This is a genomic window from Methylobacterium sp. J-030, assembly GCF_022829545.1.
In the GTDB taxonomy this organism is placed as follows: domain Bacteria; phylum Pseudomonadota; class Alphaproteobacteria; order Rhizobiales; family Beijerinckiaceae; genus Methylobacterium.
Genome location: NZ_JAKSYM010000150.1, coordinates 56329 through 70265, shown reverse-complemented (window position 1 = coordinate 70265; position 13937 = coordinate 56329). Strand labels below are relative to the sequence as shown.

Annotated in this window: 14 protein-coding genes; 3 read left to right on the top strand and 11 right to left on the bottom strand. The window is 65.5% G+C overall.

Annotation, left to right across the window (positions count from 1 at the left end; all coding sequences use genetic code 11):
* Nucleotides 1–4: 4 nt before the first annotated feature.
* Nucleotides 5–154: a DUF6691 family protein gene (locus tag MKK75_RS36050; protein WP_313901845.1), complete on the bottom strand. Its 150-nt coding sequence runs from the start codon at nucleotides 152–154 to the stop codon at nucleotides 5–7.
* Nucleotides 155–764: 610 nt separating this feature from the next.
* On the opposite strand from MKK75_RS36050, the gene MKK75_RS08960 reads away from it, so the two are divergent.
* Complete coding sequence (locus MKK75_RS08960) at nucleotides 765–1646, top strand: MBL fold metallo-hydrolase (RefSeq protein ID WP_244042238.1); 882 nt, start codon at nucleotides 765–767, stop codon at nucleotides 1644–1646.
* 269 nt (nucleotides 1647–1915) lie between these two features.
* Here the strand turns inward: MKK75_RS08960 and MKK75_RS08955 are convergent, their stop codons facing one another.
* The 5 genes from MKK75_RS08955 to phnD all read right to left on the bottom strand — a co-directional run bounded on the left by MKK75_RS08955 (nucleotide 1916) and on the right by phnD (nucleotide 6889).
* A complete protein-coding gene (locus tag MKK75_RS08955; RefSeq protein WP_244042237.1) occupies nucleotides 1916–3331 on the bottom strand; it encodes a phosphatase PAP2 family protein in 1416 nt (471 codons plus the stop codon).
* 108 nt (nucleotides 3332–3439) lie between these two features.
* Nucleotides 3440–4249: a phosphonate ABC transporter, permease protein PhnE gene (gene phnE, locus MKK75_RS08950; protein WP_244042236.1), complete on the bottom strand. Its 810-nt coding sequence runs from the start codon at nucleotides 4247–4249 to the stop codon at nucleotides 3440–3442.
* A complete protein-coding gene (gene phnE / locus MKK75_RS08945; protein WP_244042235.1) occupies nucleotides 4246–5052 on the bottom strand; it encodes a phosphonate ABC transporter, permease protein PhnE in 807 nt (268 codons plus the stop codon). Before phnE (MKK75_RS08945) ends, phnE (MKK75_RS08950) begins: the two co-directional genes overlap by 4 nt.
* Complete coding sequence (phnC, locus tag MKK75_RS08940) at nucleotides 5049–5870, bottom strand: phosphonate ABC transporter ATP-binding protein (protein WP_244042234.1); 822 nt, start codon at nucleotides 5868–5870, stop codon at nucleotides 5049–5051. Before phnC ends, phnE (MKK75_RS08945) begins: the two co-directional genes overlap by 4 nt.
* Nucleotides 5867–6889, bottom strand: coding sequence for a phosphate/phosphite/phosphonate ABC transporter substrate-binding protein (gene phnD, locus MKK75_RS08935; RefSeq protein WP_244042233.1), 1023 nt, complete (start codon nucleotides 6887–6889; stop codon nucleotides 5867–5869). The genes phnC and phnD overlap by 4 nt, the downstream gene beginning before the upstream one ends.
* A 433-nt stretch (nucleotides 6890–7322) precedes the next feature.
* Here phnD and MKK75_RS08930 point away from each other — a divergent pair, with 433 nt between their 5' ends.
* On the top strand, nucleotides 7323–7871 hold the full coding sequence (locus MKK75_RS08930) for a GNAT family N-acetyltransferase (protein WP_244042232.1): 549 nt from the start codon (nucleotides 7323–7325) through the stop codon (nucleotides 7869–7871).
* Between the two features lie 741 nt (nucleotides 7872–8612).
* Nucleotides 8613–9155 (top strand): NUDIX hydrolase, encoded by a 543-nt coding sequence (locus MKK75_RS08925; RefSeq protein WP_313901842.1) that lies wholly within the window; start codon nucleotides 8613–8615, stop codon nucleotides 9153–9155.
* 467 nt (nucleotides 9156–9622) lie between these two features.
* On the opposite strand, the gene MKK75_RS08920 is transcribed toward MKK75_RS08925, so the two are convergent.
* The 5 genes from MKK75_RS08920 to MKK75_RS08900 all read right to left on the bottom strand — a co-directional run bounded on the left by MKK75_RS08920 (nucleotide 9623) and on the right by MKK75_RS08900 (nucleotide 13857).
* Nucleotides 9623–10357 (bottom strand): MBL fold metallo-hydrolase, encoded by a 735-nt coding sequence (locus MKK75_RS08920; protein ID WP_244042284.1) that lies wholly within the window; start codon nucleotides 10355–10357, stop codon nucleotides 9623–9625.
* Nucleotides 10358–10515: 158 nt separating this feature from the next.
* Nucleotides 10516–11199 (bottom strand): MgtC/SapB family protein, encoded by a 684-nt coding sequence (locus MKK75_RS08915; protein WP_244042231.1) that lies wholly within the window; start codon nucleotides 11197–11199, stop codon nucleotides 10516–10518.
* Between the two features lie 9 nt (nucleotides 11200–11208).
* Nucleotides 11209–11667, bottom strand: a complete 459-nt coding sequence (locus MKK75_RS08910; RefSeq protein WP_244042230.1) for a GFA family protein — start codon at nucleotides 11665–11667, stop codon at nucleotides 11209–11211.
* 77 nt (nucleotides 11668–11744) lie between these two features.
* On the bottom strand, nucleotides 11745–12572 hold the full coding sequence (locus MKK75_RS08905) for an EamA family transporter (protein WP_244042229.1): 828 nt from the start codon (nucleotides 12570–12572) through the stop codon (nucleotides 11745–11747).
* Between the two features lie 43 nt (nucleotides 12573–12615).
* The gene (locus tag MKK75_RS08900) at nucleotides 12616–13857 is read right to left on the bottom strand and encodes an MFS transporter (protein WP_244042228.1); all 1242 of its coding nucleotides are present in this window, start codon (nucleotides 13855–13857) and stop codon (nucleotides 12616–12618) included.
* Nucleotides 13858–13937 lie beyond the last annotated feature (80 nt).

Sequence of the window (13937 nt, the reverse complement as noted above, 5' to 3'; positions counted from 1 at the left end):
ACTCTCACGGCCGAGCCACGACCGGCTTGCGGCTTCGCCGCGCGCGAAGCTCGTGCGCCGCCATGCCGAGGAGCATCGCCGCAACGAAGACCAGGACCGGTGCCGCGCCGGTTGAGAGCGTGGCGACGGCCGGGCCGGGGCAGAGGTCCGACAGGTCCCAGCTGGGCCGAGGCGAGTAACTTTGCGCACCCGGCGCGTCGCCATCTTCCCTGCGGTAGGACAGACGTCAGCTGCGCTTGGTTTGCTGCTTGTGGCGTTTGCAGGCGGCCCTGTCGGAGGGCTGCTCGGCCCGTGGGGTCTGCTGGTGATGCTGGCGGTCGTGGCGGTGTTCCAGGGCTCGGCGATGCCGGTAGCTCAGATCACGATGCAGTCGCAGGCCCCGCCCGTTATGCTAGGGGCCGCGTCGGCCTCCGTGCAGCTGTCGCGCTTGGTTGGCTCCGCAATGGCGTAACTCTCGCAATGGGGTGCCGGTTGTGACGCTGGGTCAGTATCACGGCGTCGCCGATGGCTCGCGGACGCCGTGCGACTTGGTCCCACCGTTCTGGCGGACTTGCCCGAGGCACAGCGCACTGCAGCAGTGGCTCGTTTCGCTGACGACTTTACCGCTGCCTTCCTGACTATCGCGATCTTCGCCATTGTGAACACCGCGCTCGCGTGAACCCTGCCGCTCCGGCGGCACTAAGGTAGGCGGCACCAGGAAGGCGGCTGCTTATGTCGCCGTGCGGCCGTTCGCGACTGCCTGCCCACGCTTCTCTGGAGACGTCATGATGGCCACGAACGAAGTGCCCGTTCCGGGTCGCCAGGTACCTGGGATCCATCATCGCCGGGTCGGTGACATCCTCGTCACGGCCATCAGTGATGGGTTTCTCGACGGCTCGCTCGCGGCTTTGCAGAACATCGAAGAGGACGAGGCAGGTCGCCTGCTCAGAGAGGCGTTCCGCCCATCGGCCGGACGGCGGACCTCGGTGAACACGTTCCTGATCCGCAGCGGCGGGCGTGCCTGCCTCGTTGATACCGGGTGTGGGCGCACCCTGCAGTCCTCAGCCGGCCGCGTCTTCGATAATCTTGACGCTGCTGGCGTGTCGGCCGCTGTCATCGACACCATCCTGCTCACCCACATGCATCCGGACCACTCGAACGGCCTCTCGGATCCGTCCGGCACGGCGCTGTTTCCAAACGCGGAGATCTGCCTGCACGAGGCCGAGCTCGGCTACTGGACAGCTGACCAGAACGCTGGAACGGAAGATTACTTCGACACGGCCCGGCAGCAGCTCGCGCCATACCGCGACCGGCTCCGTGCGTTTGCGAGCGAGGTTGAGGTCTTCCCGGGTGTAACGAGCGTTCCGCTGCCCGGGCACACGCCGGGCCACACGGGTTACCTCATCGCCTCAGGCGGGCAAACGCTGCTGATCTGGGGAGACATCGTCCACGCTCCCGAGATCCAGGTTCCGCGCCCGGACGTCACATTGGCCTTTGACGTCGATCCCGTGCTGGCCGAAGCCACGCGTCGGCGCATGTTCGATCGGGTGGCGAGCGAGAGGTTGGCGTTCACCGGCATGCACCTGCACTTCCCGGGCTGGTCGCACCTCACCACCGGCGACGGAAGTTACCGGCTTGTGCCTGACGCGTGGTCCCATGACCTCTGACGGTGGATCATTTCATCCAACTAGAGGCATTCGACAAAACAAAGTCTGCTTTACCGCATCGTTGGGCCGAAAGCGGACCTGCGGCTTTCGGCCAGGCTTCGCCATGGCAGATAGCCGATGAGCGCAAAACCGGTCGTTCGGCTTTGCGCCCATTTCGGTCATCCGACTGCCATCGGCGGCCTCTCCGAAGCGGACATCGGCTCGGGCCGTATCACATGTGCCAAAAGCGCGAGTAATCGACCTATGCGCAGAGACTCGGGCACGGTGGCTCATCGCGCCGCCCGCGGCGCCCCGCGCTGCGCCGCCAGGGTCGCCGCCTTTCCGGCAGCCGCGTACAGGTTCAACCGCGCGTAGACCCCGAAGGCCGAGCCATCGTCTAGGAAGCCGCCGCCGGGCCCCTGCGTCTGCGTCAGAATCGCATTGGCCTCGTCCAGGCTGAGGGCGGGAAACGCGGCGGTCAGGAGGTGGCCCGCCTCCGGGGCGAGGCGCCCCACATCCTCGGGGATGTTGGCGGTGGACGGATGCACGATCGGCAGCCCATAGGTCTGCGTTGCTTGGTACAAGGCCGCGTTGGCGGCGGGCTCGCGGAACCGACCGGTATCGGCCGCCGCGCAGGCCGTGACAGTGCTGCCGCAGCCGTCGCGCAGGAACGCCGTGAGTTCGACGCGGGCCGCCTCAAGCGCTGCCTGATAGTCCGTGAGGGTTACAGCCTCGTCCGTGGCGCGGCTCATCTGGTTGTCGACCGCTGGATTCCTGCGGGCCTGCCCCACATAGGCGGGATCGTTGGCGAGGAGGTGCGCAACCGCGTGCAGGGCGACTGCCCGGCCGCCGAGCACGTCCATCGCGTAGTGAGCGCCCAGCACGATGCGGTTGTTGCCGTACTCGGCAGCGCGCGCGATCATCTGCTGATATCGCTCCGGCACCAGGATCGCGAGGATTAGGGCTTCGGTATAGCCGTAGGTGGTGTGGCCGCTCGGGTAGGAGGGGCTGTCGGTCAGATTCTGGTTCGGTCCGTGCAGCCAGTCCAGGCTGTGGGAGCCACGCCCGAAATAGTCGTCGCCGCGATAGGCGAACAACTGCGGCAGAGTCTGGAATGGACGCGCATTGCCGTAGGCGTCGGAGCCCTGGCTGCCAGCCGGGCGCTCGTATGCCTTGCCGAACACGTCGGCGACACCTCCGCACTCGGTCAGGATACCCGCCGCAGCCTCTGTGACGGCCGCCTTGCCGTTCGTGGGGGCGTTGGCGAAGAAGTACTTACCCGCGTTGGAATCCGACTTGGCAACGTTGTTGGTGTAGCCGAGCAGCTGCGCAACGGACGGCGCAACGTTCGTGAAGGTCCTGGAGTCGGGGTACCGAGCTTTGGTCTGGTAGAGCGCGCCGAGCGTGCTGCCGAGGCCGTCCGCGAGCTCGGCCGCGTTGCCGTCGGTGATGAAGGCGTCGCGCAGCGCGAGCTGGCGCTGCTCGGGAAGGGACAGCAGGAGCGGCTGCCGAGCCGCGCCCGACTGGATCTCACCGGTAACCTTGAGGTTCGCGTCGAGAGCGGCGCGCCCGTCCTGGCTGGCCGATAGGGCGCTCACGGGCGCGAGACCCCACAGGGCGGTCAGGTTGGTGGCCGATTGCGCCAGCACCGGCAGGGGCGTCAGGATGCAGAGGGCGAGAGCCCCGGATCTGAGCGTCCTCGACATGGCGTTTCTCCAATGCTCGACCGTTGCCCTGATCCTATAGTCCTAACTCGAGGCATCACGTTCAGAAGCCCGTCTGATAAAATCTACAGTCAGGGACAGAGCGCTTTCCTACAAAGCTCTCGCTCTAAGCGTCGTGACCACAATTTCAGCCAAGATAACGGTGCCAAAGATTGCGGCAAGCACGACCGCAACCTGATCCCAGTAGAGCAGGTTGAGCGCGGTATCGAGCGCGACGCCGATACCGCCCGCGCCGACTAGACCGAGCACGGCCGATTCCCGGATGTTGATGTCCCAGCGGAACAGCGCGATTGACCAGAAGGCCGGCTTCACCTGCGGCCAGTAGCCGAGCAGCAGGGTCGAGAGGCGTCCTGCCCCGGTGGCCTGCAGCGCCTCAATGGAGCCGCGGTTCGCCTCCTCCAGCGCCTCGGCGAAGAGCTTGCCGGTGAAGCCGACGGAGCGCAGCGCGATCGCAAGCGTGCCCGCCAGGGGCCCCGGGCCGAACACCGCCACGAATAGCAATGCCCAGACTAGGGAGTTCACCGAACGGGACGTCACGAAGACGAACTTCGCCAGCAGGTTCAGGGGTAGGCTGGGCGTCACGTTCCGCGCCGCTAGCAGCCCGATCGGGACCGCGATCCCGATCGCGATCAGCGTGCCGAGCGTCGCGATATGCAGCGTCTCCACCAGGGCCCTGAGGGTTGGGGCGATGTAGCCGGCATCCATCGGCCACATCCGGCCGAACAGGTCGGCAAGCTGGTCGGGGGCGTCATAGAGGAATTCCGGGATCACCTCGATCGTGCGCAGGCTCGTCACGAAGGCGGCCACCGCGAACAGGGTGAAGGCGAGCCGCGCGAGGCGCCTCCATGGGGAGAAGCGCTGCCAGCGGCGCGGGGCCAGCGCGGCGGTCGCAGTGCTCACTGGAACACCCTCCGGGCCCAGCCCGACACGATCTCTGCCACCATGATGAGCGCGACGATGACAATCAGGATTGCCAGCACGACGTCGTAGTCGAAGCGCTGATAGGCGGTGAACAGCGTCGCGCCGATGCCGCCGCCGCCGACGATCCCTACCATGGTGGAATTCCGGAGATTGGAGTCGAGCTGGTAGGTCGCGAAGCCGATGAAGCGCGGCAGGACTTGCGGCTGCACTCCCATGATCAGGATCGACAGAAAACCCGCACCGGTCGCGCGCACGGCCTCGACCTGCTTTAGAGAGATCTCCTCGATCGCCTCGGCGAACAGTTTCGCGATAAAGCCCACGGAAGCGACGATCAGCGCCATCACGCCCGCGAGCGCACCAAAGCCGATCGCCTTCACGAAGAGGATCGCCACGATAATCGGATGAAACGAGCGGCACAGGGCGATCAGGGCCCGCATCGGCCATGTCACCCAGGGCGGCATCAAGTTGCGGGCCGCGAGGAAGCCGAGCGGCAGCGCGATCGCGATGCCGATCACCGTGGCGATCACGGCGATCTGCATGCTCTCAGCGATACCGGACTGGATCAGTTCCCAGCGCGAGAAATTCGGCGGGAACATGCGGGCCAGAAATTGCCGGCCGTGGCCGAGCCCACTGGCGAGGCGCTCGGGCACGAAGCCGAGTTGGCTGGCGGCATAGATTGCGTAGAGGGCGAGGAGCGCCCAGCCGACCCGCGCCGTCCAGTTCGGACGGAATGCGACGCCGCGGGCTGCGCCCGAAGAGGTCCGTCCGGCAATCGCGCTCATTCGAGCCAGTTCTCGCCGCCGTAGATGCCGCGCAGGTCCCGCTCGCTCAGCGCGCCGGGCGGACCATCGTAGACCACGTGCCCGCCGGACATGCCGACGATGCGCGCGGCAAATCGTTGGGCGAGGGCCACGTTGTGGATGTTGACGACTACCGGCACGCCGCGCTCGGCCGCGAGCCGGGACAGGATCTCCATGATCTCGACGGAGCTCTTCGGGTCGAGGGACGAAGTCGGCTCGTCGGCGAGCACGATCTCGGGCTCCTGCATGATCGCCCGGGCGATGCCGACACGCTGGCGCTGCCCCCCGGAGAGGGCGTCGGCCCGGCGCGACGCGAACCCCGACAGGCCTACCGCGTCGAGGAGGTCGAAGGCCCGAGCGATGTCGGTGCCTGGAAACCGACGCAGCCACGCGCGCCAGGCCGGCACGTAGCCGAGACGCCCGCAGAGCAGGTTCTCCATCACGGTGAGGCGTTCGACGAGGTTGTATTCCTGGAACACCATCCCGATCCGCCGGCGCGCCCGACGCAGGGCACGGCCGGAGAGCTTCGCGAGGTCCTCGCCGCGGAACAGGATCTCCCCCGCACTCGGCTGCACGAGCCGGTTGATGCAGCGGATCAGGGTGCTCTTTCCGGTCCCCGACGGCCCGATGATGGCAGTGAGACCGGTGTCTGGCACCACGAGGTTGATGCCCTTCAGGACCAGCTGGCCAGGCCTGTATTCCTTGACCAGCCCGCGGATCACCAGGGCGCGCGGATCGTCCGCCCCGGCGCCCACCTCAAGCCCGGCGGCGGTCTTGCGCAGCGCTGATCCCGCCGTCACGGCTTGCCTGCGCTTTCCGCCTTCTTGCGCGCTGCCTCGGCCTCGCGGGCAGCCTCCCGCTCGTAGGCGGCCTTGTTGTAGGGCGTGCCCGACTCCTCCGCGACCTTCCGGACGATCGCCCAGTCCTTGAGGTAGGTGATCGGCGCGAACCGATCGTCGCCCTCGAAGTCCTTCACCATGTCGGGCGGGAAGCGGAAATCGTAGAAGCACTGCTTGAGCTTCTCGGCGAGTTCCGGCTTGAGATCGTGGGCGTAGGCGAAGCCCGAAGTCGGGAACTTCTCGCTCGTGTAGATCACCCGGTAATCGTCGCCCTTGATCGTCCCGCGAGCGACCATCCGGTAGAACACGTCGGAGGCGACGGGCGCCGCGTCGTAGTCGCCCGTACCGACGCCGAGCGCCGATTTGTCGTGGCCGCCGGAGTAGATGAGCTTGTAGTCCTCGCCGGGCTTCAGGCCCTGTTCCGGGAACAGCGCCTTCGGGGCGAGATTGCCCGAATTCGATGATGGGGCGGTGTGGGCGACGCGTTTGCCCTTGAGGTCGGCCAGCGTCTTATACGGGCTGCTCGCCTTCACCACGACGATGAGGTTGTAGCCCTCGGCCCCTTTCTCGGTGCCCTTAGCGGCGAACGGAACGGCGCCGGCCATGTTGACGGCAAAGCCAAGCGGACCCGTCGAGAAGCCCGCCACCGTGAGCCGGCCGGAGCGCATCGCCTCGATCTCGGCAGAGTTCGACTGGACGGGGTAGTAGACGACCCGCTTGCCCGTGCATTGCGATAGATAGGTGGTGAACGGCCTGAAGCTGTTCTCGTAGACAGCGGGATCCTCGACCGGCGTGTAGGCGAACACGATGACGCTGGGGTCGCGCGTCTTCGCAGGGACATCAGCGACGAGGTCCTTGTTCGCGTCGCAGTACGCATCGTCGAGCTGGCCGCGGTTGGCGCAATCCTCGGCCTTCAGGGGCGACACCAAGCCAGGTCCGCAGAGCAGCGCTAAAGCTGCACCCCATTGGGCGATCTTCACGCGACTTCCTCCATAGCGGAGCAGTGCCTTGAGCCGGCTCCGTCGTGCCATCGCTCGATTCAGATGGAGCGTTAGTCGGCCAAACAGTAGGTCCAGGGCTTCGGGTCACGCAAGGCGGTATGTGTCGCCGAAATTGAGAAAAGCTGAGAGGTGACATGGGCGGTCCAACAACCACGTCCTGCGCATGGTGTAGCTCCGAACCAGGGTGAGTACGCATGCCGCCCAGCGCAGGCGCTCGTGGCTCTGTGCGTGACAGGCTCTCACGCTTCCGTGAACTTTATGAAGGTCGAGGTCGGAATCGCTATCCTGCCGTGCATGTCTCTCTTCCATGACTGCTGCTCGCTTGTCTCACCGAGCGGGCTCTCTTTAGACGCCGATTAAAGATCATCACACCGGTGTACCGCGGATGGCTGATCTGGAACACTTACCGATCATGGTGCGTGACGCGCAGGCAGTCGACATGGGCGACGTGCTGCGCATGTACACGCCCTACGTCCTGAAGGGCTTGGCCACCTTCGAGGAGGTACAACCTACCCCCGACGAGATGCTGGCGCGTCGTGTGGCCGTCCTGAGCGCCGGGCTGCCGTACCTCATCGCAACCCGCGGTGACGCCATCGTGGGCTACACCTACGCCACGGCTTACCGGCCACGCCCCGCCTACCGGCACACGATCGAGAACTCAGTTTACGTTGCCTACAATCTGCGCGGTCAAGGCGTGGGCTCGGCCCTGCTCGGAGCGCTGATTGCCGAGTGCGAGAAGGGATCGGCGCGGCAGATGGTGGCCGTGATCGGCGACAGCGCCAATGCCGGCTCAATCGCGCTCCACCACCGGTTCGGGTTCGAGATGGTCGGTACGCTGCGGGAGGTCGGGTTCAAGCTCGGACGCTGGGTCGATACCGTGTTGATGCAGCGCGCCCTGCATCCGGGTCATGGATCCCGACCAGAGCAACCACGGCGCGGCCCTCAAGCTGTCTGCCCGTGAAGTCTGATCGGCCGACGACCGCCTCGGCATGTCAGCGTCCTATCGCTTTGGCTTCCTCTTCGAGCGAAGCTCCTTGACCACCATGCCGCGTTAGTCAGAGCCGCCGCTCGGTACTCGTCGCTGATCGGCTTGGCTTGTCCGGGCGCGGTGCTCGGGCGCGCCGGGTGGCAGTTTCGCTCGCGCCGCTTCTTGATGAAGCAAATGCTTGTGACGACGCAACCGCCCAAGCGCTCATAAGGGTAAGGCCCGATACGACACCGTCAGGGAAGGCGGGCTGCACCGCAGTCTCTAGGTGTAGCGGCGTTCGTCCGTGATCTCAGACCGGTCCGGGAGGTGGCGGAGCGCATGAACATCCCGCTTCCCGGCGGTGGCAGACGGTGTCAGCGCTGGATAAACTCAGCCGTGTTTCGGGAGGGCCTATGAGCCAGTCCGGCTTCCTCACCGCCGACGAGGTTCCCAAGGTCCTGCGAATCGGCCGGCGAACCTTCGTTAAATCGCCCACATCGCGGTCGGGTTGGGCTTCAAGCGGGTCCGCGAGCGGTTCGACCCCGAGGACATCGCCCGTTCCCGGGAGTAGCAGGGCGGGTCGAATGCGCTCCAGAGCCCACCCCCGCGCCACAGACAAGGATAGGCAGTAGGCCGTCCGCCTGCGCCAGATGCGGGTCTAAAGAGGCATCATGGCTGCTGATGATCTGCCCCCGATGTGGTGAGGTCGTTTCATCTATGTGGAGGTGCCATGGTGTGATTGGTTGCAGAGCCCTTGGCAGCGAACCCCTCCCGCCCGCATTCCTGAGGTTTGCACTGAAGAAGCCATCTAAACGGTCGAGCCTAAAGAAGCTGCTGCGGAAGGCTCAGGCCAAGCCGCTCAAGCAGGTTGCGGCTCTGCCGTTCCGCATCAGCCCTGAAGGGCGGCTAGAGATACTGCTGATCACCTCGCGTGACACCGGGCGCTGGATCATCCCGAAGGGCTGGCCGATGGTCGGCCGCAAGGCGCATCAGGCCGCCGAGCGGGAGGCGTTCGAGGAGGCCGGGCTGAAGGGACAGATCGAGACGAACTCACTCGGCAAGTACCGCTACGATAAGCGCTTCGATAACGGCGTGGAGGTCCCTTGCGAGGTCCGCGTCTATGCGCTGCGCGTTGATGGCCAGCATGAGCGTTGGCCGGAGCAGAGCCAGCGCGCCCTGCACTGGTTTGCTCCGGCGGAAGCTGCGTGCCTCGTACAGGAGGACGAGCTTGCGCATCTAATAAAGGGCTTCGCGGGAGCCCTGATGGGCGAAGAATAAGCGAGGTGGCGACTAAAGCTCAAGGTATCGGAGCCTCAAGGCACCGGCTGTCAGGTGCAGCGTTGCAGTCTTAGAAGTACACCATCCGGCCTTGAGATCCGTGGACAAGCCGAAATGAGGTGGGGAACCCACCTGACCATTCAGCAACGCATGATGCTGACACGCTGCGAACTCTCGCACGGGTATATACCATCCAGTCGGGCTGAACTCAGGACACTGCTCTGCTTGGCGGATCGTGAACTGGTCCAGCAGAACGAGGGCCGCTGGGCTCTTACGAATACTGGCCGAGCTATGGTGGAGCAGATCAGGAGGCGACAGGAACGGCGGCGCTACGCTGGCCAGTAGGGCAGCAGGACGGGCCATCCGTACCGTCCAATCCTTCTCGGTTAGCGTCTTATATCAAGCGGGCTTGGCCCCACTGCCCTGATCACGATTGCCGGAAGGGCAGGAATCGAACTTGCTGGGTCTCACCGGATTGCGACGGTAAGCCCATCCTCGGCAGCCTCATAGCCGTCCGGGTGGTGACCGAGCATCTCCGCGCTCATGTGCGTCAGGAGCACGCGTCGCGGCGCGATCTGAGGCAGGTGTCGCCGCAGGGTGGCCCAGTCGAGGTGATACCGGACGGGTCGCTCGGCCGTGTAGCCCTCTGCAATCAGGAGATCGGCACTTCGAGCAGCGGGAATGATGGCGTCCACCCACTCCGTGTCGCCTGTGTAGCAGAGTGTCCGCCCTTCACAGGTGACCCGCAGAGCGAAGGACGGGGCGCCCGAGGGGTGCCGGACGGGAAACGGTGTTACCTCAACGTCATTCAAGACAGCCGTGATCTCTGGCTCAAGCTCGACGAGTTCGAGGGCAAAGCGCCGCTCGACGCTGCTCGACCCCGGGAAGAGTATCTCCATCAGCGCGGGCAGCCGCTGGCGCAGACCGGGCGGACCAGCGATGGTCAGGGGTGCCGTTCGACGACTGATGAGTTGCGCATCGAGGATGAGGAACGGCAGGCCCCCGAAGTGGTCACCGTGAAGATGGGTCAGGAAGACCGTGTCGATGGCGTTGGGATTGACGCCAAAGCGGCGCATCGCGATCAGGGCCGTGGTGCCGCAGTCGATCAGGAACCGCTTTCCAGCCGCCCTGATGTAGAAGCATGTCTGAAGGCGTCCGCCGGAGCCAAAAGCGTCCCCACAGCCGAGGATCTGGACCTCCATCATCCTGCCCATCACCAACACCGATCTAACAGTATCATGCGCCGATTTCGGGGGATGGACATCCCCGATCGATCTGTTTCGTTAGCCGCTTGGTTCCGTGTGTGTCCGACAACTGGCCGCTCATGGAGCGGTTGTGCGGCAAACGCTGGGGACCACGGCTAAAGCTGTCCCTCGACGTTCTCGACGCTGATGACGCCATGGCGTGCCCTGAGCGCGCGGGCGATCTCCGCGACCGACTGACGCGGGAGACGCGCGAACGAGATCAGGATCTCGTCCTGATCCGGGTCGGCCGCTCGCTGCACGACGAACTGGCGGATGCGTGACGCACGATCCCCGGCGATCTCGCGCACCGTGTCGAACGTGACCTGTCCCGCATCGGCCAGGACGCGCAGCGGCTGAACTTGGAGCCGGTCGTGGTAGCGCTCCTGGAGCGGCTTCAGCCCGGCCAAGATCGCCAGCAGTATGAACGTGGTGGCGGTCCCGGCGACGTAGAGGCCGCTACCGATCGCGAGGCCGATCGCCGCCACCGCCCAGAGGCTTGCCGCTGTGGTGAGGCCCTTCACGACCTCGCCACGCAGCAGGATCGTGCCCGCACCGAGGAAGCCAATCCCGGAGACCACCTGGGCGGCGATCCGGGAGGGGTCGAGCACGACGTTCTTGGCGCCGAGCACGTCGCCAAAGCCGAAGGCCGAGACGATCATGATCAGGCAAGCGCCGACGCCCACGAGCATGTGGGTGCGCAGGCCAGCCGCCCAGAGCAGGCGCTCGCGCTCGACGCCGATCAGGCCGCTCAGGATGGCGGCTAGCACCAGCCGGGCGATGATCTCAAGGTTGCTCAGCATGGCACCGGGTCAGGAGCGGGCGGATGGATCTTTGGACGGCGGTTCGTCAGTGGCGATGAAGCGGAGGGTACCTGCTCGACGCGCTGGTCTGCCGGTGTCATTCGGGTGGTTGACGCCGTCAGTGACAGGTACTTCGGAGAAATCGAAGGGACTGACCCCGTCCAGGCAAGCCACGTTGACAGCATATGAATCCGTATCGGACCGCCGTTGATGATGCGTGTATATTCCGCATCTGGAACAAAAGAAGTGCTGCGCTGCTCCGGTGTTAAAGCGGTAGCTTGTTAACGTTTCCTGGCCCTTCAGGATCTTAACCCCGTCCTTTCCTGCCATTGCAACGACGGCACCACGCATTCGGCAGTAAGAGCATGTGCAGCGCAGGATCGAGCCGAAGCCGTCGCTGAGCATCACCTCGAAACGCACGCTCCCGCAATGGCACTGACCCGACCGAACGTTCAAATCTGCCGCCATGTTGCTTGCGCTTCCTGTTTGATTGACGCCAACACTCGGTTTTGGCGAGGAAACAAATTCAATCCCCAGTCGACCGATCAGTAGGCCAGACACGCCGCGCCCATGGCAATCGCGAGACAGGACGTGACCCGACGCGTGGTCAGCGTCTCCTGGAGGAACACGCGCCCGATGACGGCGGCGTAGACCACGCTGGTCTCGCGCAGCGCCGACACCACGCCCATTGCGTCGTACTGCATGGCCCAGATGACGATGCCATAGGCGAAGAGCGAGACGAGGCCGCCGGTCAGCGCCATCCCGGTCTGCGCCCTGGTGTAGGCCGGGCGCTTGCCGCGCATCAGGTAGTAGAGGGGCGGCATCGTGAGGCTCCAGAGCAGGAACATGCTGTTCGTGTAGGCCACGCTGCTCCCGGCCAGCCGGACACCGATGCCATCCACGACGGTGTAAGCCCCGATCAGAACGCCCGTAGTGAGGGCAGCCGGGAGGAAGTCGGCTCGGAGCCCCTTGCCCTGGAAGGCCAGCGAGATGATCCCGGCGGACACCAGCACGATGCCGATGGCGGAGACGATGTTGATGGCCTCGTGCGCGAAGATCATCGCGCCGAGGGCGACCAGAACGGGCGAGGACCCGCGTGAGATCGGGTATGTCTGCCCGAGATCGCCGAAGCGGTAGGTGCGCACGAGGGACAGGTTGTAGCCGGTGTGGATGATGGCCGATGCGATCACGTAGGGCCAGCTCGCCGCGTTGGGCCACGGTACGAACACCGCTGCCACTGCGGTGACGCAGGCCACCGCGATCATCATCAGCGTCATGGACCAGAGCCGGTCGTCACCGCCGCGGAGCACCGCGTTCCAGCCGGCATGCAGGATCGCGGCGCACATCACGCAAGCGAGGACGAACGGGCTCATGGAAGCGGCTCGGGATTGCCAGTGTGGCGCTGGATGGGCCTGATCAGCGAGGTAGAGGCTGCTGAACGGTCGCTCTCTTCGCGAGATGGGTTGATAGGACGAGCATGATCGGGACTACGACCAGCGCGGTCACAGCACCTGCGGCTGCCGCCCAGCTCGGTCCGACCGCGTCACCCAGGCGGCCGTAGAGTAGAGGGATCGCGAGCGCGCTGCCGCCGAGCGTGCAGGTGTAGAACACCGCAAACGCCCGCTCGACGCGTCCGCCCGGAGCCAGGTCCGGCACGGTGCCGTAGAGGACCGAGGAGGTGCCGTTCAGCATCAGGCCGAGCACCGGCAGCAGCAGCAGGACGGGGGCGAGCGGAAGGGCGATCACCGCCAGAATCGCCAGGGCGGTGCCGGCTTCGGTGGCGATCACAGTTGTCGTCACGCCGAGGCGCTCCCCGAGCCGGCCGCAGACGGCCTTGCCCAGCGCGCCGCCGACGAAGACCAACGAGAGCGCGAGACCCACCGTGGTCAGCGCGGCGCCCTTCTCCTGCAGCAGGAACGGCAGGTAGAGCAGGAAGGCCGGCCGGGCAGCGTTGTCGAGCATGCCAATGGCGACGAGCAGCCAGAAGCCGGTCCGTACGGTCCCGGTACGTTGTGGCTCCATTGCTGTCGTGGCTTTGCCCGGCAACTCTGCTGGTGAGGTAGAATCACGCGGGAGCAGGAGACCCACACCGAGCGCGACCACCACGCCCATTCCGGCGACGACCCAGAGAGCCATGCGCCAGCTCAACAGCGTCAGCAGGAGGCCGACCAGGGGCGGCAGCGACGCTTTCCCGAGATCGCCGGTGAAGTTGTAGGTGCCGAGTGGCCCCCGTGCGCTCCGGCCGTAGGTTCGGGCGATCACCGCGGAAGCCAAGGGATGCTGTGTGCTGCTGCCCGCCCCTCCCAGTGCGAGGCCGACGCACAGACCGAGCAAGCCGCCCGACGCGCCCGCGACTGTATAGCCGACCGCACTGAGTAAGGTGCCGAGCACCAATACATTGCGGGCACCGAGGACCTGCCCGAGATGGCCGGCTGGGATCTGCAGCGCCGCCATCGTCCCGCTGTAGAGGGTACGCAACAGCCCGAGGGCGACGTAACCTAGACCGAACTCCGCCTGCAGGACCGGCAGGAGCACGTAGATCAAGTCCGTGTAGCCGTCGTGCAGGGCGTGGTTGACGCCGGTCGCTACCAGCGTGCGTGACGCGTCCCGTGACGGAGCAACAGCCCGAGAGGAGGTAAGCTGTGGTGCGAGCGTCATCCTGCTTCCTGCATCGTTCACGCACAGGATGCCGCCCCTCGGTGAAGCCGGCAAACGACTAATGCTGACGCTCACGTGAC

What these genes read in the sequence shown, in the direction of transcription:
- MKK75_RS08910 (WP_244042230.1), bottom strand. Translation starts at nt 11,667, where the DNA reads ATGGCGGCAGATTTGAACGTTCGGTCGGGTCAGTGCCATTGCGGGAGC.
- phnE (WP_244042235.1), bottom strand. Translation starts at nt 5,052, where the DNA reads ATGAGCGCGATTGCCGGACGGACCTCTTCGGGCGCAGCCCGCGGCGTC.
- MKK75_RS08930 (WP_244042232.1), top strand. Translation starts at nt 7,323, where the DNA reads ATGGTGCGTGACGCGCAGGCAGTCGACATGGGCGACGTGCTGCGCATG.
- MKK75_RS08955 (WP_244042237.1), bottom strand. Translation starts at nt 3,331, where the DNA reads ATGTCGAGGACGCTCAGATCCGGGGCTCTCGCCCTCTGCATCCTGACG.
- MKK75_RS08905 (WP_244042229.1), bottom strand. Translation starts at nt 12,572, where the DNA reads ATGAGCCCGTTCGTCCTCGCTTGCGTGATGTGCGCCGCGATCCTGCAT.
- MKK75_RS08920 (WP_244042284.1), bottom strand. Translation starts at nt 10,357, where the DNA reads ATGGAGGTCCAGATCCTCGGCTGTGGGGACGCTTTTGGCTCCGGCGGA.
- MKK75_RS08915 (WP_244042231.1), bottom strand. Translation starts at nt 11,199, where the DNA reads ATGCTGAGCAACCTTGAGATCATCGCCCGGCTGGTGCTAGCCGCCATC.
- MKK75_RS08960 (WP_244042238.1), top strand. Translation starts at nt 765, where the DNA reads ATGATGGCCACGAACGAAGTGCCCGTTCCGGGTCGCCAGGTACCTGGG.
- MKK75_RS08900 (WP_244042228.1), bottom strand. Translation starts at nt 13,857, where the DNA reads ATGACGCTCGCACCACAGCTTACCTCCTCTCGGGCTGTTGCTCCGTCA.